This is a genomic window from Kitasatospora sp. Ki12 (genome assembly GCF_054601375.1).
On the sequence record NZ_BAAIHT010000005.1, the window covers coordinates 152195 to 174494 of the forward strand.

28 protein-coding genes are annotated in these 22300 nt (G+C 72.9%); 17 read left to right on the forward strand and 11 right to left on the reverse strand.

Translation table 11 applies throughout. The features are described from left to right. Positions 1-60: 60 nt before the first annotated feature. From ACYP53_RS42010 to ACYP53_RS42020, 3 genes are all read right to left on the reverse strand, one after another. Positions 61-1164, reverse strand: a complete 1104-nt coding sequence (locus ACYP53_RS42010; RefSeq protein ID WP_459651340.1) for an NADH:flavin oxidoreductase/NADH oxidase — start codon at positions 1162-1164, stop codon at positions 61-63. A gap of 139 nt (positions 1165-1303) precedes the next feature. Continuing rightward, complete coding sequence (locus ACYP53_RS42015) at positions 1304-1462, reverse strand: hypothetical protein (RefSeq protein WP_459651341.1); 159 nt, start codon at positions 1460-1462, stop codon at positions 1304-1306. Continuing rightward, positions 1449-4085, reverse strand: coding sequence for an ATP-binding protein (locus tag ACYP53_RS42020; RefSeq protein WP_459651342.1), 2637 nt, complete (start codon positions 4083-4085; stop codon positions 1449-1451). The genes ACYP53_RS42015 and ACYP53_RS42020 overlap by 14 nt, the downstream gene beginning before the upstream one ends. Before the next feature lie 298 nt (positions 4086-4383). Between ACYP53_RS42020 and ACYP53_RS42025 the strand changes: the two genes are divergently transcribed. Further along, the gene (locus ACYP53_RS42025) at positions 4384-5343 is read left to right on the forward strand and encodes a hypothetical protein (RefSeq protein WP_459651343.1); all 960 of its coding nucleotides are present in this window, start codon (positions 4384-4386) and stop codon (positions 5341-5343) included. A 100-nt stretch (positions 5344-5443) separates the two neighbouring features. On the opposite strand, the gene cspE is transcribed toward ACYP53_RS42025, so the two are convergent. The 4 genes from cspE to ACYP53_RS42045 all read right to left on the reverse strand — a co-directional run bounded on the left by cspE (position 5444) and on the right by ACYP53_RS42045 (position 9201). After that, positions 5444-5653 carry a transcription antiterminator/RNA stability regulator CspE gene (gene cspE / locus ACYP53_RS42030; protein ID WP_117123100.1) on the reverse strand — a complete coding sequence of 70 codons (210 nt, stop codon included), beginning with the start codon at positions 5651-5653 and terminating at the stop codon, positions 5444-5446. A 165-nt stretch (positions 5654-5818) separates the two neighbouring features. After that, positions 5819-7204: an MFS transporter gene (locus tag ACYP53_RS42035; protein WP_459651344.1), complete on the reverse strand. Its 1386-nt coding sequence runs from the start codon at positions 7202-7204 to the stop codon at positions 5819-5821. 345 nt (positions 7205-7549) lie between these two features. After that, the gene (locus tag ACYP53_RS42040; protein ID WP_459651345.1) at positions 7550-8182 is read right to left on the reverse strand and encodes a TetR/AcrR family transcriptional regulator; all 633 of its coding nucleotides are present in this window, start codon (positions 8180-8182) and stop codon (positions 7550-7552) included. 56 nt (positions 8183-8238) lie between these two features. Next, positions 8239-9201 carry a quinone oxidoreductase family protein gene (locus ACYP53_RS42045; protein ID WP_459651346.1) on the reverse strand — a complete coding sequence of 321 codons (963 nt, stop codon included), beginning with the start codon at positions 9199-9201 and terminating at the stop codon, positions 8239-8241. A gap of 140 nt (positions 9202-9341) precedes the next feature. On the opposite strand from ACYP53_RS42045, the gene ACYP53_RS42050 reads away from it, so the two are divergent. The 5 genes from ACYP53_RS42050 to ACYP53_RS42070 all read left to right on the forward strand — a co-directional run bounded on the left by ACYP53_RS42050 (position 9342) and on the right by ACYP53_RS42070 (position 12995). Further along, entirely contained in the window at positions 9342-9833 is a 492-nt protein-coding gene (locus ACYP53_RS42050) for an NUDIX hydrolase (protein WP_459651347.1), read from the forward strand. Between the two features lie 80 nt (positions 9834-9913). Then, positions 9914-10309 (forward strand): hypothetical protein, encoded by a 396-nt coding sequence (locus ACYP53_RS42055; protein WP_459651348.1) that lies wholly within the window; start codon positions 9914-9916, stop codon positions 10307-10309. Positions 10310-10364: 55 nt separating this feature from the next. Then, entirely contained in the window at positions 10365-11561 is a 1197-nt protein-coding gene (locus ACYP53_RS42060; protein ID WP_189924366.1) for an erythromycin esterase family protein, read from the forward strand. Positions 11562-11838: 277 nt separating this feature from the next. Next, positions 11839-12204, forward strand: a complete 366-nt coding sequence (locus tag ACYP53_RS42065; protein WP_459651349.1) for a hypothetical protein — start codon at positions 11839-11841, stop codon at positions 12202-12204. Continuing rightward, positions 12201-12995, forward strand: a complete 795-nt coding sequence (locus ACYP53_RS42070) for an alpha/beta fold hydrolase (protein WP_459651350.1) — start codon at positions 12201-12203, stop codon at positions 12993-12995. The genes ACYP53_RS42065 and ACYP53_RS42070 overlap by 4 nt, the downstream gene beginning before the upstream one ends. A 198-nt stretch (positions 12996-13193) precedes the next feature. On the opposite strand, the gene ACYP53_RS42075 is transcribed toward ACYP53_RS42070, so the two are convergent. Further along, on the reverse strand, positions 13194-13724 hold the full coding sequence (locus tag ACYP53_RS42075) for a hypothetical protein (protein WP_459651351.1): 531 nt from the start codon (positions 13722-13724) through the stop codon (positions 13194-13196). Then, positions 13696-14340, reverse strand: coding sequence for a helix-turn-helix domain-containing protein (locus tag ACYP53_RS42080; RefSeq protein ID WP_459651352.1), 645 nt, complete (start codon positions 14338-14340; stop codon positions 13696-13698). The genes ACYP53_RS42075 and ACYP53_RS42080 overlap by 29 nt, the downstream gene beginning before the upstream one ends. A 186-nt stretch (positions 14341-14526) precedes the next feature. Between ACYP53_RS42080 and ACYP53_RS42085 the strand changes: the two genes are divergently transcribed. The 3 genes from ACYP53_RS42085 (at position 14527) to ACYP53_RS42095 (ending at position 16942) form a co-directional block, all read left to right on the forward strand. Beyond that, positions 14527-15066 (forward strand): NUDIX hydrolase, encoded by a 540-nt coding sequence (locus ACYP53_RS42085; protein WP_189924372.1) that lies wholly within the window; start codon positions 14527-14529, stop codon positions 15064-15066. 61 nt (positions 15067-15127) lie between these two features. Then, entirely contained in the window at positions 15128-15994 is an 867-nt protein-coding gene (locus tag ACYP53_RS42090; RefSeq protein ID WP_459651353.1) for a nucleotidyltransferase family protein, read from the forward strand. Positions 15995-16009: 15 nt separating this feature from the next. After that, positions 16010-16942 carry a phytanoyl-CoA dioxygenase family protein gene (locus ACYP53_RS42095; protein WP_459651354.1) on the forward strand — a complete coding sequence of 311 codons (933 nt, stop codon included), beginning with the start codon at positions 16010-16012 and terminating at the stop codon, positions 16940-16942. Here ACYP53_RS42095 and ACYP53_RS42100 read toward each other — a convergent pair. Both ACYP53_RS42100 and ACYP53_RS42105 read right to left on the reverse strand, forming a co-directional pair. Further along, positions 16836-17342, reverse strand: a complete 507-nt coding sequence (locus ACYP53_RS42100) for an NUDIX domain-containing protein (RefSeq protein WP_459651355.1) — start codon at positions 17340-17342, stop codon at positions 16836-16838. The genes ACYP53_RS42095 and ACYP53_RS42100 overlap by 107 nt on opposite strands. Then, complete coding sequence (locus ACYP53_RS42105; protein ID WP_459651356.1) at positions 17339-17614, reverse strand: hypothetical protein; 276 nt, start codon at positions 17612-17614, stop codon at positions 17339-17341. Before ACYP53_RS42105 ends, ACYP53_RS42100 begins: the two co-directional genes overlap by 4 nt. A gap of 138 nt (positions 17615-17752) precedes the next feature. Between ACYP53_RS42105 and ACYP53_RS42110 the strand changes: the two genes are divergently transcribed. The 8 genes from ACYP53_RS42110 to ACYP53_RS42145 all read left to right on the forward strand — a co-directional run bounded on the left by ACYP53_RS42110 (position 17753) and on the right by ACYP53_RS42145 (position 22297). After that, positions 17753-18583, forward strand: coding sequence for a helix-turn-helix domain-containing protein (locus tag ACYP53_RS42110; RefSeq protein WP_189924378.1), 831 nt, complete (start codon positions 17753-17755; stop codon positions 18581-18583). Further along, a complete protein-coding gene (locus ACYP53_RS42115) occupies positions 18580-18792 on the forward strand; it encodes a DUF397 domain-containing protein (RefSeq protein ID WP_189924380.1) in 213 nt (70 codons plus the stop codon). The genes ACYP53_RS42110 and ACYP53_RS42115 overlap by 4 nt, the downstream gene beginning before the upstream one ends. Before the next feature lie 10 nt (positions 18793-18802). Further along, positions 18803-19015: a DUF397 domain-containing protein gene (locus ACYP53_RS42120; RefSeq protein WP_459651357.1), complete on the forward strand. Its 213-nt coding sequence runs from the start codon at positions 18803-18805 to the stop codon at positions 19013-19015. Between the two features lie 275 nt (positions 19016-19290). After that, positions 19291-19533 carry a hypothetical protein gene (locus tag ACYP53_RS42125; RefSeq protein WP_459651358.1) on the forward strand — a complete coding sequence of 81 codons (243 nt, stop codon included), beginning with the start codon at positions 19291-19293 and terminating at the stop codon, positions 19531-19533. Next, complete coding sequence (locus ACYP53_RS42130; protein ID WP_459651359.1) at positions 19505-20029, forward strand: DUF6879 family protein; 525 nt, start codon at positions 19505-19507, stop codon at positions 20027-20029. The genes ACYP53_RS42125 and ACYP53_RS42130 overlap by 29 nt, the downstream gene beginning before the upstream one ends. A gap of 27 nt (positions 20030-20056) precedes the next feature. Next, complete coding sequence (locus ACYP53_RS42135; protein ID WP_189924388.1) at positions 20057-20905, forward strand: helix-turn-helix domain-containing protein; 849 nt, start codon at positions 20057-20059, stop codon at positions 20903-20905. 118 nt (positions 20906-21023) lie between these two features. Beyond that, positions 21024-21479, forward strand: coding sequence for a glycine-rich domain-containing protein (locus ACYP53_RS42140; protein ID WP_189924390.1), 456 nt, complete (start codon positions 21024-21026; stop codon positions 21477-21479). A 107-nt stretch (positions 21480-21586) separates the two neighbouring features. Beyond that, positions 21587-22297, forward strand: coding sequence for a class I SAM-dependent methyltransferase (locus ACYP53_RS42145; protein ID WP_459651360.1), 711 nt, complete (start codon positions 21587-21589; stop codon positions 22295-22297). Positions 22298-22300: the final 3 nt, after the last annotated feature.

Sequence of the window (22300 nt, forward strand, 5' to 3'; positions counted from 1 at the left end):
ACTTGGAGTGCACTCCAACTCAAGTCCGACACGGGGCGGTGCCGGAGCGGTGCCGGGGCGTCAGGCGCGGTGGTACTGGAGCGGGGTGGGGACCTCGCCGCCGAGTTCGGCGGCGGCGTGGCGGGCCCAGTACGGGTTGCGCAGCAGCTCGCGGCCGAGCAGGACGGCGTCGGCGCGGCCCTCGGTGAGGACGGCCTGGGCCTGGGCGGGGTCGGTGATCAGGCCGACGGCGGCCACCGGCAGGCCGGTCCCGGTGCGCACGGCCTCGGCGAAGGGCACCTGGAAGCCGGGCGCGGCCTCGATCCGGGCGTCGGGGACGAGGCCGCCGGTGGAGACGTCCAGCAGGTCCACGCCGTGGGCCTGCAGTTCCTTGGCGAGGCGGACGGTGTCCTGGGAGGTCCAGCCCTCGCGGCCGTCCTCGGGGTTCTCGGTGAGCCAGTCGGTGGCGGAGACGCGGAAGAAGACCGGCAGCTCCTCGGGCCACACCGAGCGCACCGCGTCGACGACCTCCAGCGCGAAGCGGATGCGGCCCTCGAAGGAGCCGCCGTAGCCGTCGGTGCGGCGGTTGGTGTGCGGGGAGAGGAACTGGTGGACGAGGTAGCCGTGGGCGCCGTGGATCTCGGCGACCTGGAAGCCGGCGTCGAGCGCGCGCCGGGCGGCGTCGGCGAACTGGCCGACGATCTCGGCGATCTGCTCCCCGGTCAGTTCGTGCGGCGCGGTGTGGGCGGGGGAGAAGGCCTCGGCGCCGGGGCCGACCGGCGCCCAGCCGTGCTCCTCGTCGGCGCCGAGGGGGCGGCCGCGGTCGACCCAGGTCCGCTCGGTGGAGGCCTTGCGCCCGGCGTGGGCGAGCTGGATCGCGGCGACGGTGCCCTGGGACTTCAGGAAGCCGGTGATCCGGCGGAAGGCCGCGGCCTGCTCGTCGTTCCAGATCCCGAGGTCGTACGGGCTGATGCGGCCCTCGGGGCTGACCGCGGTGGCCTCCGTGACGATCAGTCCGGTGCCGCCGGCGGCGCGCGCCGCGAGGTGGGTGAAGTGCCAGTCCGTCGGCACCCCGGCCGCGTCCCCGTCCGGCTGCGCGCTGTACTGGCACATCGCGGCCATCCAGATCCGGTTGGGGACGGTCAGCTCCCGCAGGGTGTACGGGGTGAAGAGGGTGGTGCTCATGGTCGGACTCCCGGTGGGTCGGCGGCGCCAGGACGCGTGGCGTGCATGCCCGCAACTGATTGCAGCTGCAACTTATGAACCTAAAGATAGTTGCGCGCGCAGGTATCTGCAAGGGTCTGCATCCGGCCCTGCCCCGGTCTCAGCCTGCCCCGCCCGCTCCCAGCAGCCCCCGGGCCCGGGCCGCCAGCCCGTCCGCCCCGCACCGGACGGCCAGCTCCAGCCCCCGGGTGAGCGCCGCCCTGCCGTCCGCCGTCCCCGGATCCACCGCCCCGCCGCCCAGCGCCTCACCCAGGTCCACCAGCGCGAGCGCGTGCTCGTACCGGGCCGGCGACCGCTCCAGCAGGCCGACCGCCTCCACCAGCAGCCCGACCGCCCGGGGCCGCCCGTGCACCGCCGCGCTCAGCCGCAGCGCGCTGCCGACCGCCGACTCCGTCCCCGACACCCGGGCCCGGCGCACCGCCTCCGCCGCCAGCTCCCGGGCCCGCTCCGGCTGCTCGGCGGCCACCGCCCGGGCCAGGTGGCCCAGCCACGGCGCCCACACCGTGTTGCGCCACCCCGCGCGTCCAGCACCTCCCGGCGGCGGCCAGCGCCGCGGCCGCCCCCGCCGCGTCGCCCCGCGCCAGCAGCAGCCGCCCGTACAGCGTCTGGGCGTCGGGCAGCACCATCACCGTCGGGTACGGCGGGCCGAACGCGTGCTCGCGCGTCAGCTCCAGGGCCTCCGCCAGCCGCCCGCGCGCGGCCAGGGTCTCCGCCAGCGCCCCGACCGCGTCCCAGTGCAGCGGGATGTCCCGGCCGATCCGCCCGGCGATCCGCAGCGCCCGGCGCAGGTAGTCCTCCGCCGCGGCGAGGTCGCCGCAGCGGAAGCGCAGCATGCCGGTCAGCAGATAGGCGAAACCGAGGTGACCGCCGCTCCACCCGGCGACCTCGTAGGCCCGCACCGCCTCCCCGAACAGCTCCTCCGCCCGGTCGACCCGGTCGGCGTACAGGTAGCTGATGCCCAGGATCCCGGGCAGCTCGAAGCCCCAGGTGGTGTTGGTCCAGCCCAGGCTGCGGGGCAGCCGCCCGCCCGGCAGCGCGGACTCGCCCAGCGCGATCGCCTCCGCCCGGTCGACGCCGCGCAGCGTCAGGTCCCAGCAGCGCAGTACCGCCACCGCGTGCGCCAGGCCGTCGCGTTCGAACACCGTCCCGCCCGGGGTGCCTCCGCCCGCCTCGGTGTCGGCGTCGCTGAAGGCCAGCCCGACCGTCCCCAGCATCCGGTCGAACTCCGCCAGCCGCCGCGAACGCCCGGGCCCGTCCGCGTCCTCGAACTGGAACGCCCCGAACATGAAGTGCGCGACCTCCAGCCGCAGCCGCCCCGGCCCCGGCCCGGTCCGCGCCGCCTCCTCGGCGCACAGCGCCGCCGCCTCACCGACCCGGTTGCCGTGCGCGAGCGCCTGCGCCAGCCGGAACGTCGCGTCCACCCGCAGCTCGGGGCCCAGCCCGTACGGGTCGGCCAGCGCCAGCCGCAGCTGGTTGACCGTGGTCGCCGGGTCGGTGAGCAGCGCCGAACAGCCCAGCTCGTACAGCACCGTCGCCCGGTCCTCGTCCGCCGGCGGCTCGCTGATGGCCCGCCGCAGGCAGCGCTGCGCCGCCTCGGGCGCGCCGATGGCCAGGTGCTCGCGGGCCGCCCGGCGCAGCTTGTCGACGATCTCGCCGTCCCCGTCGGGCAGGATCTCCAGCAGGTGGCGGGAGGCCGCGAGCAGGCCGAGGCCGGCGTTCTCCAGCTCGACGGCGGCGACCCCGTGCATCCCGGTGCGGGCCGCGGGCGGCATCGACTGGTACACCGAGGTGGCGACCAGCGGGTGGACGAACTCCAGCCGGCCCGCCGAGGTGCCGGTCAGCACCCGGTGGTGGCGCAGTTCCCGCACCGACCGGGCGGCGGTCTCCGGGCCCTGGGCGCAGATGGCGGCGGCGAGGTCGGGGCGGATGTCGGTGTCCAGCACGGACGCCGCCCAGGCGAAGCACAGCGCGGTGGGGCCGACCCGGTCCAGCCAGTGACGCAGCGTCATCCCCCGTGCGGTGGCGGCCAGTTCGCGCAACTGACCGGTGCTCTCCTCGACCGGGTCGAGCCGCTGGTCGGCGACCTCGCGCAGCAGGGCGGCGGTCTCGTACGGGTTCCCGCCGGTGACCGCCCACACGTGGCGGCAGAAGGCGTCCTCGGCCGCGGTGCCCAGGGCCGCGCGGACCAGCCGGGCGACCGAGGCGGGCTGCAGCGGGCGCAGTTCGTGCCGGCGGTCGGCCCGCTCGGCGAGGCCGCGCTGCAACGCCAGGGCGTCGTCGGGGAACTCGTCGCGGCAGGCGAGCACCAGCAGGGCCGGCAACTCCCGTACGCGCAGCGCGAAGCCCGCCAGCCAGCCGAGCGACTCCGGGTCCGCCCAGTGCAGGTCGTCGACGATCACCGCCACCGGGGAACGCAGCTGCACGAGGCGGGTGAGGACGAAGTCCAGCCCGTCGCGCACCCCTTGGGGATCGATCTGCCCGCCCGGCGGCAGCAGCCCGGCCGCCGGGCCGACGACGTCCTCCCACGGCCCGAAGACCCGGGCCCGCTCCTCGGCCGACAGGGCCGCCAGCACCGGACGCACCAACTGGCGCACCACATGGAACGGTTCGTGGCACTGCCGCTGCCCGCCCCGGGCGAACAGCACCGTGCAGCCCGCCCGCCGCGCCGCCCGCCGCACCTCGGTCAGCACCGCGGTCTTGCCCAGCCCGGCCGCGCCCGTGTACAGCAGCAGCTCGCCGACCTCGGTGCCCACCGGCCCGGTGAGCGCCTCGATCGCCCGGCCCGCCGAACGGATCTCGGCCTCCCGCTCGTGCAGCGGCCCGCCGCCTCCCGAGCCGGCCCCGCCGTTCCCGTTGCCGTCCCCGGGCTTCGCCTCGGCCACCTGTGCCTCCAATTCACCGTGTCGGAACGGTCGTTGAGAGGACGACGGTACTGCGGCGGGCCCGTGCTCCGGTACGGGCTTGACAAAGCCGTCCGGTGCTTCCGGTGGACGGCCGCCCCTCGGGTACGGACGACCGGCCGCCACCTGCGGGAACCCCGTCCCATGAGGGAGCGGCCGGCCTTGGGTCCGTCGGCCCCCGGCCGGCCGAAAACCCGTTGGCCCCCGGCCGCCCGGCCCGCGATACTCGCCAGCCGGTACCAGCCGGTACCGGACGGGGTCACAAGGGGGAACACGCGGTTTGGACGTCTTCACGTGCGAGGGGTGCGGCGCCGCGCTCACCGCGCCGCTGTCCCGGGTCGCCTTCCCGCTCTACGCGGGCTTCTCCTACGGCAACGGCCACCCCATGCCCGTGCTCATGGAGGCGGGCACCTACGCCGTCGACGAGGACCCGGCCGCCTGGCAGGCCCACTCGATCGTGATCGCCCCCGGTGACGCCCACGGCACCGCCCTGGTCCAGCGCCGCGAGTACGGCGCCTGCTGCGGCATCGACGGCCGCAACGGCCCCAACGTCACCTGCGCGGGCTGCGGCCGCAAGGTGGCCACCCGGGTCGACGACTGCTCGCTCTGGCAGGCCACCTGGCTGGAGCCCGCCGCGGTGCGCCTCGTCGCCGTGGGCCCCGCCCGTCCGGTCGCCGACTGGGCCGAGCTCGCCGAGGACCGGTGCGGCACCCCGCTGCTGGACCTGACGGGGGCGTGGGACCCGCGCTGGGAGTCGGAGGTCTCCGTGACGCTGGCCCACCTGGTCGCCGCCGCGGACGGCTCGCCCGTCACCGTCGACCGGCTCCTCGCCGACGCCTTCCGCCAGTTCCTCGCCGCCCTCCCGCAGACGCGCTCGGCCAAGCGCGCCGTCCTGGCCGGGCCCGGACTGCCCCTGCCCGAGCCCCTGCCGGACATCGCCGTGGTCCCGCGCCACCCGCAGACCGGCGAGCCCTGGCCCGTACCCCCCGGTGTGGCCGCCGCCCCGCTGGACCTCGGGTTCTGGCGCCAGCTCGCCTTCCACCGGGAGCACCCCGCCCGCCCCGCCATCGGCCGCCTGCCCCCGGGCGTCGAACGCGACGACCCGCTGCCGCCCCACCCCTGGCGCCCGGTGATGGTCTGCCACAGCCTCTTCTTCCACGCCCTGTCCCGCATCCCCGACGTCCGCCCGGCCTGGCAGGACCACGTCCGTACCAACGCCGCGGCCCTGCTCCACCCCTGACCCCGTCGGCTCCCCGGCCGGGGGCCGGCGGAAAACCCGTCGGCTCCCCGGCCGCCCGCTTCCGCGACCGCCTGCTCAGGCCGGGACGGCGCGGTTCCGGTCAGACGGCGGTGACATTGACGGCGGCCGGGCCCTTTTGTCCGTCTTGAATCTCGAACTCGACGTTCTGGCCCTCGGCGAGGGTCTTGAAACCGTTGCCCTGGATCGCCGAGAAGTGGACGAACACGTCCTTACTGCCGTCCGCGGGGGTGATGAAGCCGAACCCCTTGCTCTCGTTGAACCACTTGACCTGGCCCTTTATCTTCGCCATCTGCTTCTCTCTTTGATCGAGTCCCGATATCCAGCCGTGAAGCGGCCGAGACTTCTTCGTCGTGCCCACGGAGTGGATCACGCAACCCTGGAACCACACCGACCTGTCAGCACGGCGCCGCCCGGGAGGTCCGGGCGGCGCCGTCGAGGCGTTATGCGGTGGCCGTCAGCGCACCGGCTGGGGGAGGCGCTGGGCGGGGACGGCGGGGGTGTGGGTCCGGGCGGAGGCGGCCGGGGCGGCGCCCAGGGCGGTGCCGCGGGTCTCCTCCGCCCACAGCACGCACACCAGCAGGCCCAGGGCCGTGGTGCCGGCGGCGATCAGCATGGTCGGGCCGGTGCCGAGCCCGGTCAGCGACAGCGGCAGCAGGTAGGTGCCGACGGCCGCGCCGATCCGGCTGACCGAGGTGGCCACGCCCACGGCGGTGGCCCGGATCTCGGTGGGGAACAGCTCGTTGGGGTAGGTCCAGTCGAGGACGTTGGGCCCGCCGCACAGGAAGGCGTACGCGCACAGCGCCAGCAGGGCGACCGCGGCGGGGGCGGTGGGCCACACGCCGAGCAGGGCCAGCGGCACGGTCATCAGGGCGAAGGACCAGATGATGACGGGGCGCCGGCCGCGGCTGTCGATCAGGCGCAGCGCCGGGTAGCAGCCGAGCAGGAAGACGAGGCTGATCAGGCCGGTGCCGAGGGTCTCCATCACGGTGCCGCCCGGCATGCCGAAGGAGGAGAGGATCTGCGGGCCGAAGGTGAGCATCGCGAACAGCGGGCCGACCTGGCAGAGGAAGAACAGGCCGCAGAACAGGGTGCGGCGCCGGTAGGGCTGGGTCATCAGCAGGCGCAGTCCGGCGGGGCGGCCGCGTTCGGCCGGGTCGGGCATCAGCTCGCGGCCGTCGACCCGTACCCCGAGGTGCTTCTCGACCACGCGCACCGCGTCGCCGACCCGCCCGTTGGCGGCGAGCCAGCGCGGCGACTCCGGCGAGCCGCGGCGGATCACCAGGAAGACCGCGCACAGCACCGTGGAGCTCGCCAGCATCCACCGCCAGCTGCCCGGCCCGGCCAGTTCCAGGAACAGGTAGCCCACCACGTAGGCGAGCACGGAGCCGGCGTACCAGGCCACGATCTGCTGGCCGAGCAGGCGGCCGCGCTGCTTGGCGGGCAGCCACTCGGCGAGCAGGGAGGTGGCGATGGGGTAGTCGGCGGCCACGGCCATGCCGAGCACGAAGCGCAGCAGGGTGATCGCCCACACCGCGTCGACCCAGAAGGAGAGCACCGAGCAGGCGACCATCACCAGCAGGTCGGCGGTGTACATCACCTCCCGGCCGATCCTGTCGGTCAGCACGCCGAAGAGCGCGCCGCCGACGAACATGCCGACCAGGGCGGCGGCGCCGATCAGGCTGACCTCGGCGGTGGACAGCCCGAGGTCGGGACGCATCCCGATCAGGGCGACGCCGACGATGCTGAGGATGTAGCCGTCCAGCAGCGGCCCGCCCGAGCAGGCGAGGGCCAGCCTGCGGTGGAAGGCGGTATACGGGGCGTTGTCGATCGTTTGGGACATGTGCTTGGGGTCCTCCGGAGCGTACGGCGGCGGGCGGGGCCCGCCCCCGTGCGCCGGGTAGACGGCGGGGGTACGACGCCGCCCACCTCGGGCGGCGCCACCGCCCGATCACACCGGGCGACCGTCCACGGTTGCCCGGGTCCGCCACCGTCACCACCGGGCCGAAGGTCGACCGGATTCATGACCTTGGTCCCGAAGCGGACGGGCCCTTGGCCTGTGCCGATCAACGGCTTGTCCAGTCCTGCCGGGGCCCGTCGCCGTCCGGGCGCCCGATCGCGCGGGGGGCGTGACCCTGGTCACTTCGGGGGCCTCAACCGGCCTTTATGTGTGGCCCGTGCCACATCGTCAGCCGTTCGCCGTCAGATCCGACCCTCGTCGGGCCGACCCGGGCCGGGCCGCGCGCAGCCGGGCGAGGGAGACGTCCAGGGCGGCCTCCAGGTGCGCGATCGAGCCGGTGGTCATCAGGATCAGCACCCCGCCCTGGACCCCGGCCAGCAGCGCCGCGGCCTCCTGCTCGGCGTCCAGGGCGGGGGAGACCTCGCCGGCGTCCTGGAGGTGGCGGATGCCGGCGGCGAGCTGGTCCTGCCAGCGGGCCAGCAGTTCGCCGGCCACCGTCCGGGCCGCGCCGGTGGCCGAGCCCAGCTCGGACAGGGCCACGTGCAGCGGGCAGTCCGAGCCCTGCGCGCGGTAGCGGGCGACGACCTTGTCGCGCCACCGCTGCCAGGCGTCCCAGGAGGTGAGGGAGCCGAGTTCGGGCTGCTGCTCGTCGAGGACCCGGTCCGCCTCGTGGCGGGCCACGGCCAGCAGCAGTTCGTCCTTGCCACCGGGGAAGTAGTGGAACAGCTGGCTCTTGCTGGTCGCGGTGCGGGCCATGACGTCCTCCAGGCGCAGCCCGAACACGCCCTCCTCGTGGATCTGCCCGGCGGCGCCCTCGACGATGCGCCGCCTGGTTGCGGCGCCCTTGCGGGTCAGCGGCACGTGCCCTCCCGGTGCTGGTGGTCGGGTCCGATCCTCGCGCACTGCGCCCCGTCCGGTCACGGGAGGAGGAGCAGCTTGCCGGTGGTACGGCGGGACTCCAGGTCGGCGTGCGCCCGGGCCGCCTCGGCGAGCGGGTAGCGGCCGGTGATCAGGGGGGTCAGCCGCCCGTCCCGGACCAGGCCGAACACCTCGCCGGCGCGCCGCACCAGGGCCTCGCGGGTGGCGACGTGGTGGTGCACCACCGGGTAGGTGAGCAGGATGCTGTTGGGCAGGTCGGTGGGCCGCAGGGTCGGCACGCCCATGAACGGCCCGTAGTAGGCGTGGACCCCGTGCGGGCGCAGGGCCAGCTGCGAGGAGGCGAAGGTGTCGGCGCCGCCGCCGTCGTAGACGACGTCGGCCCCGCGGCCGCCGGTCAACTCCCGTACCGGTTCCTCGAAACCGGCGCCGGAGTGCACCAGTACGTGGTCGGCACCGGCCCGGCGGGCGGCGTCGGCCTTCTCCGGGCGGGAGACCAGGCCGATCACGTTCCCGCCGCGGGCCTTGACCAGCTGGGTGAGCAGCAGCCCCACCCCGCCCGCCGCCGCGTGCACCACGGCCGTGTCGCCCGGGCCGACCGGGTAGGTCTCGGTGCTCAGGTGATTCGCCGTCAGGCCCTGCATCAGCAGGCCGCCCGCGACCTCGTCCGGCACGTCGTCGTCCACCTTGACCAGCGAGGCGGCCGGGACGGCGAGCAACTCGGCGTAGCTGCCCGGGTGGTAGAACCAGGCGACCCGGTCGCCGACCGCCAGGTCCCACACCCCCGGCCCCAGGGCGGTGACGTACCCCATCCCCTCGGCGCCCAGGACCGTCGGCGCCGCCCAACCGCCCGTGCCCTGCGAACGGGCGCCGACGTCCATGTAGTTCACCCCGGCGGCGCCCAGGCGCACCAGCGCCTCGCCGGGGCCGGGCACCGGGTCCGGCAGCTCGGTCCACCGCATGACCTCGGGGCCGCCGTGCTCCTCGATCCGGATCGCGTACATGGGGTGACCGCCTTCCTGTGCGGGCTCGTTCGGGAGGGAACGAACAGCACGGTAGGCAGCCGAAATTGGACCCACAAGTCCAGAAAGCCGGTGCGGCGGCGGAGGCGAGAACGCTGGCGGGTCGTGCGATCGTTGGTGCCGTGGGTGAACTCGTGGAGCGAGTGGACGATCAGGACCGGGTGCTGGGGGTGGTGGACCGGGGCGAGGCCATCCGTCGGGGCTGGCTGCACCGGGTGGCGACGACGGTCTGCCGCGACCGGCAGGGGCGGGTGCTGGTCCACCGGCGGCCCGAGAACCTGTCCCGGTTCCCCGGCCAGCACGAGGTGATGTTCGGCGGGGCCGTGGGCGTGGGCGAGTCCTATGAGCAGGCGGCGGCCCGGGAGTTGACCGAGGAGCTGGGCGTCCGGGTGCCGGTGCGCCTCCTGTTCACGTTCCTGTGCCGGGGTGTGATCGCCCCGTACTGGCTCGGCGTGCACGAGGCCGTGATCACGGGCGAGGTGACGCCCGACCCGGGGGAGGTCGCCTGGCACGGCTGGCTGACGGAGGCGGAGCTGCGGGAGGCCGTGCGGCGGTGGCGCTTCGTCCCGGACGGGCAGGAGGCGTTCGGCCGCTACCTCACCCACCCGCGGTGACTCGCGCTGACCGCACGGGTTCCGCCGGGCCCGGATCAATTCGGTCGAGACGGGGCCGGCGGCCCCAGTAGCCTCGCCCTGTGACGGAACAGACGGAACAGACGGAACAGACGGAACAGACGGAACATGAGCGGTACGCCCTGTACCGGGAAGACGCGAAGCTGCTGGCGCAGATCGGGGATCACGTCCACGCCCAGGTCGGCCGTGTCACGGTGCGACTGCCCAGGGCGGTGGCCCAGGCCGCGATGGACGCCTGGGAGCGGGACGACTCGGACGGCGAACTCGGCGAGGAGACCCGCGAGCAGTACGAGGCACGGGACCAGGCCGGAAACCTGGCGCTGATCGGCCTGGCGATCTCGGATGACGGCCGCTGGGAGGGCGACGAGGTCGTCGTCGACCTGCATGTCGCCTCCGCGGGGGCGGCCTGGCTCAGTTACGCCGAAGCCGCGGGGACGGCCTACCGGGTGCAGGAGTAGCCGGCGATCGTTGCCGCTTGACCTCAAGTCAGCTTGAGGTACAAGACTGAGCGGCATGCCGAACGACACCGCACCCCTGCACCACCCCGCCCCTTCGAACACTGACCACACCCTGGCCCTCCCGCTGTCCGACACCGTGCTCGACCAGATCGCCGCACACCTGGCCGCCGGGGCGACGGTGATCGGCCTCGGGGAGTCCACGCGCTTCTCCCGGGAGACCTTCGGGGTACGGGACCAGCTGTTCCGCCGGCTGGTCCGCGACCACGGCTTCCGCGCGCTGGCCGTCCAGGACAGCGCGGGCGCCGCCGCGGCCCTCGACGCGTACGTGGGCGGTGACGGGGGCTCCGCCGCGTCCGCGCTGGACGGCGCCTGGCGGCCGTGGCGCACCGAGGAGATGGCCGGCGCCCTGGAGTGGATCCGGGCGTTCAACCGCGACCACGCGGACGACCCCGTCCGGATCTTCGGCGTGAAGCCGGCCCAGGCCGCGCCCGACGACTACGACGCCGTCCTGGCCCACGTCCGCGCGTCGGCACCGGAGCGGCTCGCGCAGCTGGCGGCCCACCTGGACCCCATCCGCACCGCCCACCAGATCGACGAGCACGTGCAGCGGGCGCGGGGAGTCCACCCGGGACGGCCGTTCGCCGAACACGCCCGCGACGCACTCGCGTTGGTCGAGTCCCTGGCGGGTCCCGGCGCCGAGGACGTGGTCGCGAGGATGCGCCTGATCGTCGACTTCCACGAGCACAGCGTCGCCGGGCGCGGCAGCTTCGCGGGCGACGCCGAGGTGGGCGCCGACATCGTCGGAGACTTCCAGCACACGACCGGCCTGCGCACCGTGTACTGGGACGGCATCGCCCACACCTCGGCGACCGAGACGGTGCTGGGCCTGGCCCCCGAACGCGGCCCGCAGACCACCGCCGGCACCCTGCTGCGCAAGCGCTACGGCACGCAGTACGTCTCCGCCGCGATCGGCTTCCACCACGGCGACCTCGGCGTCGCCGTCCTCCCGGCCCCGGGCGCGGACCTGGTCGACGCCAGGCTCGGCGAAGCCGGCCTGCCCGCCCACTGGCTGGACCTGCGCCACGACGACGTCCGCGGCCAGTGGGACGGCCCGGCGAAGGCCCGCGTCATCAGCGGCGTCTACACCCCGGACCGCGACGCCGCCGAACACCTGGCCGTCGCCTCCCTGGCCGACGCCTTCGACGTCCTCATCCACATCCGCGAGGTCACCCCGGTGCACCGGCTCCCGTGAGCCCGGCGAGGGCACCCATCACCGCGGGCCCGGACCGTTCGCGGTCCGGGCCCGATGTCCCACGCCCGTCGTCTGCCGGCAGTCCATGTGCCATGGGGCGTCACCCACGGCCGGAACGCCGTGGCGTGCCGTCAGTGACGTTCGGCGATGTTCGGCGGCGACCCCTTCGGGCGCCGCCGCCGTTCTGCGCTGGATCCGATGACGATCTCCGGCCGGCGACCAGGTTCGCGGATCAATTCGGTCGAGACGGGTCCGGCGCTCCCAGTAGCCTCGCCCCGTGACGGAACATGAGCGGTACGCCCTGTACCGGGAAGAAGCGAAGGTACTGGCGGAGATCGGGGACCACGTCCACGCCCAGGTCGGGAAGGTCACGGTGCGGCTGCCCCGGGCGGTGGCCCAGGCCGCGGTGGACGCCTGGGAGCGGGACGACTCGGACGGCGAGCTCGGCGAGGAGACCCGTGAGCAGTACGAGGTGCGGGACCACGCCGGCAACCTGGCGCTGATCGGCCTCGCGATCTCGGACGGCGGCCGCTGGGAGGGCGAGGAGGTCGCCGTCGACCTGCACGTCCACTCCGCGGGGGCGGCCTGGCTCGCGTACGCCGAAGCCGCGGGGCCGGACTACCGGGTGCCGGAGCAGTCATGACGCACGCGATCACACCGGACGGCGTCCGCATCGCCTACCAGTTCCACCACGGCCAGGGGGCGCCGCTGGTCCTGCTGGCCGGCCAGGCCAACAACCACCACTGGTGGGACGCGGTCCGCGCCGACTTCCACCCCGCCCGCAGCACCCTCACGCTCGACTACCGCGGCACCGGCGACAGCGACAAGCCCGACACCCCCCACAGCACCGGACTCTTCGCCGAGGACGTCATCGCCGTCCTCGACGACCTCGGCATCGACCGGGCCGACGTCTACGGCACGTCCATGGGCGGACGGGTCGCCCAGCACCTCGCGGCCCGCCACCCGCACCGGGTCGGCGCCCTGGTCCTCGGCTGCACCTCACCCGGTGGCCCGCACGGTGTCGAACGCGGCAACGACGTCCGCCGGGCCCTGGCGCAATCCCAGCCCGGCGCCGCCCGGCAGGCCCTGCTGGACCTGATGTACACCCCGGGATGGCTCGACGCCCACCCTGGCCCGCACCACACCCTCGGCGACCCCGACATGCCCGCCCACGCCCGGCGCCACCACCTCGTGGCCAGCAACCGGCACGACGCCTGGGACCTCCTGCCGCAGATCGGCGCGCCCACCCTGGTCGTCCACGGAGGCGACGACCTGCTCAACCCCGCCGCCAACGCGCCCCTGCTCGCCGACCGCATCCCCGGCGCCCGGCTGCACCTGATCCCCGGAGCCCGGCACGCGTACTTCGAGGAGTTCCGCGCCCAGGCCGGGCCCCTCGTCCTGGACTTCCTGACGACGGCCCCGAGCAGGCTGTAGGTGCTCTTGCTGGTCCCGGTCAGCCGACCGGGACCGGGACCCCGCGCACGAGGAGGGGGACGCCGGCGCCGTGCTCCCAGGCGTCCCAGGCGTCCTCGACGCGGCGGTACTGGTGGTCCGTCATGACCGTGCGCAGCTTGGCCTGCGGCGCCCAGTGCAGGGCGCGAACCTTCCGGCCTGACCGTGTTCGGTGATTCGTCACCGGGCCGTCAGCGCACCGGCGGCGTGACGCATGTCGGCGAGAGCGGAGGCCAGCCGGGTGGAGCCGACGGTGGCCGCGAGCGCGGCCGCCTGGGCGGCGTGGTGGTCGGCTTCGGCGCGATCGCCTTGCCGATAGAGCACAGTTGCCAGGCGCGTGGTGGCCATCGCCCGCACCCGGGCCTGGGAGGTGTCGGCCTCGGCGGCCCGACGCAGGTCGGCGACGACCTGGGGGTTGTCGCGGCCGGTGGCGGCGGAGAGCAGGTAGAGGGCGAAGCCGGTGTCGCTGCCGAGCTTGGCGACGGTGATGGTGGTCGTCCATGGTGGACCCGAGGCGAGATCGGTGACGCGCTCGTAGGCGCGTTCGGCGGCCAGCAGGTGCCGGGCCGCCTGCCGCTCGTCCCCACCCAGAGCGTGGGCCTGGGCGCGGACGGCGGCGAGCATCGCCCGGGCCGCGGCGGGCAGGCGACCGTCCACCTGCCCGGCCAGGAGCAGGGCTTGGTCACAGCAGGCCGGTGTCGCCGTGCTCACGGCCGGCGGTCAGACCGAGCCGGAACAGTGGGCGGGCTTCGTCGTGCAGACCGGCGTCGAAGCTCGACCAGGCAGTCAGGTTGGCCAGGCGGGTGATCGCGCCGAGCAGTGCGGTGCGCACGGCGGGGGTGGTCGACGCCGAGGTGAGGTCGATGGCGGCGCGCAGCTCTCGCAGTGCGAAGTCGCGCACGGCCCGCCCACCGGATCGGCGATCCCAGCGCTCCAGCACGCCGATGCGCTCGGCGATCGTGGTGACGTCTGCCCTGCGCAGGCGGGAGAGCGGTCTGGCCGGCGGCAACAGGCCGGCCAGCGCGGCGGCGAGGGCGTCTCGGCGGTTCGAGGGACTCACCTCATCGGGGTGATCGTGGTGGTGGACCTGCTTGGGAACCAGACCCAGTTCGGCTGCCGTTCCCGCCTTCAGGACCAGGCAGAGGGCCTGCCGGTAGTGCCCGTGCGGCCAAGTGATGAGGCCACGTTCTATGCGGGAGACATAGCCGGCGTCAAACGGCGATTCCCGCCCGGCCACCGTCTCGACCAGCCCCCGGACCTGTTCGGCGACCTGGCCCTGTGTCAGGCCCAGCGCAAGCCGCGCGTGCCTGAACAGCGCGTTCGCCATGAAACCCCACCCCCAACTCTCGGTGCAGGGAGAGAATCCAGCGTATCGAGCGGTCTGCGAACTGCCCACCGATCTGCCCTGTCCCCATCACCCGATCAGGTGGTCTCCTGGATGCGCCCCGCCTGCCGACGGGCACCGGCTCCGGCGCAGAAACTACCGGCCGGGCCAGGGCCGTACAGTCTGGCCATGACCGACACCACCGCGCCGTGGCGCGAGATCGAACGCGCCACCGTCTTCAGCAAGTTCGGCCGGTCCGTCGACCGGGTCGACTTCGAGTTGCCCGACGGACGGAAGGAGGAGTTCTACCTCAAGCGTGAGCGTCCGGCCGGCGCGGTGCTCGCGCTCACCCCCGACCGACGCGTCATCCTCGCCCGCCAGTACCGGCCGGGCCCCGACCGCGTGCTGTACGAACTGCCGGGCGGCTTCCTCGAACCCGGCGAAGAGGCGGCGGACGCCATCGCCCGGGAACTGCTGGAAGAGACCGGCTACCAGGGCCGGATCCACCCCGCCGGACCGTACTGGCACGACGCCTACTCCAACGCCCTGCGCTTCGCATTCCTCGCCACCGACTGCGTCGAGGTCGCCGAACCGCAGCCGGAACGCACCGAGTTCATCGATGTCGTCACCCTCACCCTGGACGAGTTCCGCACCCGCGTGCTCCGCCGGGGCGAGCTGACCGACACCGCCGCGGCCTACCGCGCCCTGGACATGCTGAACCTCCTGTAGCCCGGGAGACGGCGGGCGGGCCGGGCCCGACACCCCACGCTCACCCACCCGGGAGGACGCCATGGCCGAACGGAGCACCACCGACACCCGCCCCGCCGACTGGTACACCAGCACCCTCGTCTCCCTGCCCGCCCGGGCCGTCGCCCTGGTCCTGGCCGGTGGCAAGGGCAGCCGCCTGCGCGCCTGCGACGACCCCGAGCTGCACCGCACCCCGAAGGTCCTGGTGCCGATCGACACCCCCACCGGCCGCACTCCCATGCTCGGCCACGCCCTCACCCAGCTCACCGCCGTGGGCTTCCGCCACATCGCGGTGCTCACCAGTACCGACCCCGCCAGCGGAGCCCAGGACGTCGAGACCTACGCCCTCACCCACTCGGCCCGGCAGGCGGAGCTGACCATCCACCGCGAGGACCACCCGCTCGGCACCGCCGGAGCCGCCTACGCCGCGCTGGCCCACCTGCCCGACACCTCGATTGCTGTGGTCCTGCCCGCCGACACGCTCTTTCCCACCGCCCTGCTGCCCGCCGCCGTCGCCACGCACCGCTCCCGCCAGGCGGTGGTGACCTGGACCGTCACCACCGCGCCCGGCCGCTGCGCGCAGAACGCGGGCCGGCTCTTCCTCGACCCCGGCTGCCGGTTCGTCGTCCACGCGCTGGAGGGTGTGGACGTCACGCTGCCCACCGGCAGCCGACAGGGCTTGCGACAGGCCACCAGTACCGGTGCCGTCATCCTCACCCCCGGCCCGTTCCGGGCTCTGTTCGAGGAATACGTCCAGCGCCAGACTCAGCCGGACGAGGCGGACCTGTACCGGCAGTTCATGCCCTGGGTCATCAGCCAGGGGCACCCCGTCAGCGCCCACGACATCCGCACCGCAGCCCCCGACCTCGGTACCCCCGACCGGCTGGCCGCGTTCGGCCGCACCGCCTGAAGGAGACCGGCCACTGTGTCCATCACCTGCCGGCCCGCGCTGACCGAACAGCAGGCCCGCCACTTCCGCGACCTCGGCTACCTGCGGCTGCCCGACCCCGGCCTGCCTCGCGGTCTCCTGGCCGCTGTCGCCGAGGTCATCCGTACCCGTGCTGCCCGCCTGCCCGCCGGGCAGACCAAGGTCTACCGGCTCTACCAGCACGACCGGGCCCTGCTGCACCGCCTCGTCGCCCACCCCGCCCTCACCGCACCGCTGACCGCGCTGCTCGGCCCGAACGTGGTCTACGTCCTCAACCGCCACAACCAGGGCTCGCTGAACGCCCCCGGTGCCCAGGAGGTCCGACTGCACCGCGACATCCTCCAACCCACCCGCGGTCTACTCACCGCCGTCGTGTACTTCGAGGACGCCGGCGTGGAGACCGGCTGCACCTGGATCGTCCCCGGCTCCCACCGCGCCCCCTATGTCGGCGTCCCACAGCCCGGTGGCGGCGGCACCTGGATGGACGAGCACCCCGAACTGGCCGACCTCGTCGACCAGGCCCTCCCCGTTCCCGTCCCCGTCGGCGGGGTGCTGCTCTTCGACGCCTGCGTCTTCCACACCGTCGGCCCGAACACCGGCGTGAGAACCCGCACCGGCGCGGTCCTCGGCTACCGCAGCGCGGACGAACTCGACGCCAACCCCGACCCGACCCGACAGATCGTCGTCGCCGGGACCCAGCTCTACCGGGGCAACGACGGCCGGGCAGCGGCGAGTTCGGCGGAGTCTGAGCCGGAGCCCGACCTGAAGGCCCGGACCGTTCGCGGTCCGGGCTCGCGGGCGTCGTCGCCGGTTGAGGTCCCGGTCAGCCGACCGGGACCGGGACGCCCCGGACGAGGAGGGGGACGCCGGCGCCGTGCTCCCAGGCGTCCCAGGCGTCCTCGACGCGGCGGTACTGGTCGTCCGTCATGACCCGGCGCAGCTTGGCCTGGGGCGCCCAGTGCAGGGCGCGGACGTCCTGGGGTGGTTGGTGCGGTCGGACGGCTCCGGCCTGCCGAGAGGTGACCACCCCGCCGGCGTACACGAAGTCCAGGCTCTCGGGGAGTTCGGCGGCGGGGGAGTAGTCGACCGTGAGGATGGTTCGGAGGGGCAGGACGAGCCCGGTCTGCGTTTCGAGGTGACGCCGGGCGGCGAGGTGGGGGAGCTCGTTCTGCTCGGCGCTGCCGCCGGGCAGGGTCAGCCCGTCGTGGTGGACGGAATCGACCAGGAGGACGAAGAAGTCGCCCGACCCTCCGGGGTCCTCTCGCAGGACGAGGGCCTGCTGGCCCGACCGCCGGCCGGGGGGCTTGCTGCTGAAGAGGGCCTTGCTCAACTCTGCTCCAGATGTGAGGAATTGCTGTCGGAGGGCAAAGGCCACCCGTCGAACGGCCGGCGACGCGACGTCCCGCAGGTCCCCGGTGCGAACTCCCGGGGCTCCAGCGGCCGGATCGAGGAGAGCTCGACCCGCCGCAGGGGGCCGCTCGCCCCCAGCGGCCGGAGAACCGCCTTGCCGAACTCGACGTCGACGAAGACGCTCTCGTGGCGGCTGAAGTCCCGTACCACCTCGTGGAGTTGGAAGAAGGAGGGGTCCTGCGCGTCAGGCATGGGGGCTCCACGGGTAGCACTGTGCTTCCGGTGAATTACCGGGTGTAGCCATGGTGGCGTGGTTGCCCCTACTATCGGAAGGCGTTCCCACTTGACAGTTTCCCGTTGTGGTATTCGCTTGGCGTCGGAGGCCTGACGATGCGTGAGTCTCAGCTGGATCCATCGGCTTCGCCCCTCAAGGCGTTTGGGGCCCAACTGCGCAGGTTGCGCAAGGCGGCGGGCCTGACGCAGACCCAACTCGGCAAGCGGACGGTGCTGAGTGATAGTCAGATTTCGAACCTCGAAAGAGGGACGCGCAATCCCACACTCGACTGGGTCCGTGTCGCTGACGGGGCCCTGGATGCCAGTGGATCGCTGGAACTGACGTACTGGAGTCTCAGCGGCTCGTCCTTGCTGGAAGGGTTTCCCGAGTATGCGCAGCAAGAGGCACGAGCTCAGGGGATCTCCCACTTCGAGCTGGGCATCGTGCCTGGCCTGATGCAGACGATGGAGTACGCCGCCGCCTTTGCACACGCGGCCGTACGACGCGGCAGCATCACCGAGGAGCAGGCGGCGGATCGACTCGACTTCCTGGCCACACGCCAGAAGCTTCTTGGCCAGAAGTCGGCGCCGCGCCTGCACTTCGTCCTGGACGAGGGGGCCCTCCTGCGAAAGGTGGGAGGGCCCAAGGTCATGGCGCGGCAGTTGGCGCATCTTGAAGACCTTGCGAGCCGTCCGAACATCACCATCCAGGTGGCGCCGTTCTCGCTGGCAGAGGAACTGCCGTTCACCATGGTTGTCACGCTGTTGACCATGACGGATCGAACACTCCTGGCATACTCGGAGTGCCAGTTGCGTGGCTTCCTCGCGCGAGACGCCGAGACTGCTCAGGCTTGGGAGCGGGACTTCCGTCAGCTCCAGGTGGAAGCGCTGTCGAAGGCCGCGTCACTGGAGAAGATCCGCAAGCAAGGCGTGAGAGGAACGTCATGATTCCCCGTGTAGACCTGGCCGACGCCCAGTGGTTCAAGTCCTCCTACAGCAACAACGGCGGTACTTGCGTCGAGGTCACCGCCGACTTCGCCGGCCTGGCCCCCGTCCGTGACTCGAAGGACCCTCAGGGGCCTGCCCTCGTCTTCCCGATCGAAGAGTGGGCGTCGTTTGTCGCTGCTGTCCGTGGCGGCGAGTTCGGCGAGGTCTGAGAGGAGCGTCATGGCGGATCGTGTGGACCTGGCCAGCGCTGCGTGGTTCAGGAGTAGCTACAGCAACAACGGTGGTGACTGCATCGAGGTAACCGCAGACTTCCCCGGTCTGGCGCCGGTCCGTGACTCCAAGGACCCCCAGGGCCCGGCTCTCCTCTTCCCCTCTGCAGCCTGGGAGTCGTTCGTCGCGGCTGCCCGCGGTGGCGAGTTCGGCGACATCTGAACCCAGACATGCCGCAGGCCCGGACCGCCCCCACATGCGGTCCGGGCCTGCGGCTGGTGCGGGGGCCTATGAGCCGGCGGTGGCGGCTTCCAGGGTGGTGGCCATCACCGGGCCGGTGAAGGTGTTCGTCGTCGGCGTGCCCACAGCGTGTGCGACACGTGCTCGGTGTCCCACTTCTGCAGCCGGATATGCCGTGATGGGGGGTCTTGACGGTGGTCGCTCAGTCGTGGAACGTCTGGCAAATCCGCGCAATCAGCTTGCGAGAGGGAGTCGGCATGGCACTACGGTTGATCGGGATAGACCCCAACACGGGGGACGACGAGTGCCCGACCGTCTGGTACGACGACGAAGCTGACGAGATCGTCGTGCAGGGCTGGAAGGCCGCCGAGAACCTGCGCGCCAAGTGCCTGGAGACCGGCAGCATCCCCAGCACGGAGGATGTGGTCCGGCTGCCGGCGCGGATGGTGCCGATCTTGAGGAAGGCGTGCGATGCCGCAGAAGGTGCCGAGGTTCGCTGAGCAGCTGGCCGCCGCCCGATCCAGCGCAGTCCATTTGGAGATGCGCGACTCCTACAGCGTGGCCAAGGAGATCGGGGCATTCGCGGCGTGGCGGGACGGCTTCCGCCACGACCCTGACGACCGGGTGTCCTGGTGGCGGCCGTGGCTGACACTGATCGAGGAGACCGTCACCCGGGGCGTCGAGATCAGGCGCGTCCGGATCGTGTCCGAGCCGGTGTCGGAGTACATCCGGTTCGAGCACTCCGGCACCTTCACCAACATCGCCGCGGGCGAGCGGATCCGGTGGCTGCCCCGGAGGCAGGCGTCGGACATCGCCTTGCCGGGTAACGACTTCTGGTTGTTCGACGGCGAGTTGGTGCGGTTCAACCACTTCACAGGTGACGGGGAGTCCGCCGGGCCGTCCTTCAGCGACGACCCCGCAGTCGCCGGCCTGTGCGCCACCGCGTTCGAGACGGCCTGGGAGCGGGCCGTGCCGCACGAGAAGTACGCCGTCTGATTACGTAGGCACTGGCCAACAGCATCGATGTCGATCTCCCCGTCCTCCGGCGCCCAGGCTGCCCGTCTGGCCCTCGCCGCGCGCCTCGGCGAGCTGATGCGCGACGCCGGCCTGAAGGGCGGGGAACTGTCGGCCCGCTGCGGCTGGCATCCGGCCAAGACCTCCCGAATCCTCAACGCCAAGGTCGCCCCGTCGGACTCCGACGTCCGAGCCTGGTGTCGAGCCTGTGGAGCCGACGACCAGGCGGCCGACCTGGTCGCCTCGAACAGGGCCGCGGACTCCCTGTACGTCGAGTGGCGGCGGATCACTCGCACGGGCCTGCGCCGGGCACAGGAAGCCCGGGTACCGCTCTACACCCGAACCCGCCACTTCCGCGCCTACTCTTCCCGCGTAGTCCCCGGTGCCCTGCAGACCAGGGAGTACGCCGGCGCCCTGCTGCGCATTGTGGCCGACGTCCGCCAGACCCCGGACGATGTGGAAGCCGCCGTCGAGGCCCGGCTCGCCCGTTCCGGCGTCGTCTTCGGAGGAGGGCGCCGGTTCGTCGCGGTCATCGAGGAGTCCGTCCTGCGGTACCGGATCGGCGACGACGAGGTGATGGCCGGGCAGCTCGGCCATCTGCTCGGGGTCATGTCGATGCCGTCGGTGTCGCTGGGCGTCATCCCGTTCACGGCTGCCCGCACCATGTGGCCGACCGAGACCTTCAACCTCTTCGACGACCGGCAGGCCGGGGTGGAGCTGTTGTCGGCCCAGGTCACCGTGACCGCGCCCAGCGATCTGGCCCTCTACGCACGGACGTTCGCCCGTTTCGCCGAGCTGGCCGTGCACGGCGGCGCCGCTCGCGCACTGATCACCGCAGCGATCGAAGCGCTGGGGTGAAGGGCCCGCAATTCTTCGCAACTTCCTTGATGCGCAAAGGGGTTGGTCCGTAGTTTTTCACAGTGGCGCCGGGCAGTGCCCGGCACCACCAGGTGCCCCAACAGCAGTCGGAGGAACCATGGCAACCGCAGTTGCACCCACCGACCCGATCGTCGGCCCGCTCCGGAACGTTCGCGACCACATCCCCACCGATCTGTGGGACAAGCAGGTCAACCTGCTGATGCGCGACTACCCCTACGACTCCGTCATGGCCACCCGCGTCCTCGGCCAGGGCTACGCCTACCTGCTGACCGCGATGGCCCATCGCGGCGAACACCTGAGCCTCGGCCCCAGCTCGCTGGTGGACATCGGCGTCCACACGATCATCCTGGACACCGTCGCCTACGCCGAGCTGTGCCGGACCCACAACGAGGGCCACTTCCTGCACCACGTGCCGGCCGTCGAGTTCAAGAACGACGGCACCGTCCTGCGCACCGCCCGGCTCATCGCCGCCGACGGCTGGGACGTGGACCTTCCGCTGTGGGCCGACGCCGCCAACTGCAGCCCCTGCCACCCCGGCAACGACTCGCACTGATCGGCTAGTTGCGGTGGTCCCGGCTGGGCCGGGACCACCGCAACACGGACGGGTGCGGTTCACCCGAATCCCTACGCCCGGGTGCACCGGGCACCAGGATGGCCCGGGTGAAGACCACCTCCCCCGCCCAAGGCGCCGAGCCAGACCTCTGGCACCACTACGGCCGCACCCGCGCCGACACCGACCGGACCGTCCCCGACTCCTTCTCCTGGGTCTGGGCCCAGGACGGCGGACCGGGGGCCGAGGTACTGGGTGACCTCACCGATCTCGTCGTGGCCGACCTCGGCGCGGGCGCAGCCCGACACGCCGCCCACCTCGTCGCCCACCAGGCCCCGGCCCGGGTCGACGCCATCGATGCCTCCTCCGCCCAGCACGCGATGGCATGCAGCCTCTACGGCTGTCTCGCGCCGCGCCTGCGCCCACTGCACGCCGACGCGATCGAGCACCTGGACGCGTATCCGGACGAGTACGACGTCCTCTACTCGGTGTTCGGCAGCCTCTGCTTTGCCGACCCCCACCGGCTGCTTTCCGTCGCCGCCCGTTCCCTGCGTCCCGGCGGACTTCTCGTCGCCTCCACCCTGGGGTGCTACGTCGGTGGAGCGCCCGCCGAGCCGGACGTCCGGCACGCCGACATCCCGGCCCGTACCTCGGACGGCACTCCGACAACGATGCGCCGCTGGGTCCTCCAAGAGCACGTCTGGACGAAGCTGCTGGACGAGGCTGGGTTCACGGAGATCAGTATCGACCGGCTCCCCTCCACTACTTCGGGTTCACGCTCGGCCGACACGTTGCTCGTCCAGGCCTATCGGCAGGGGTGAGGA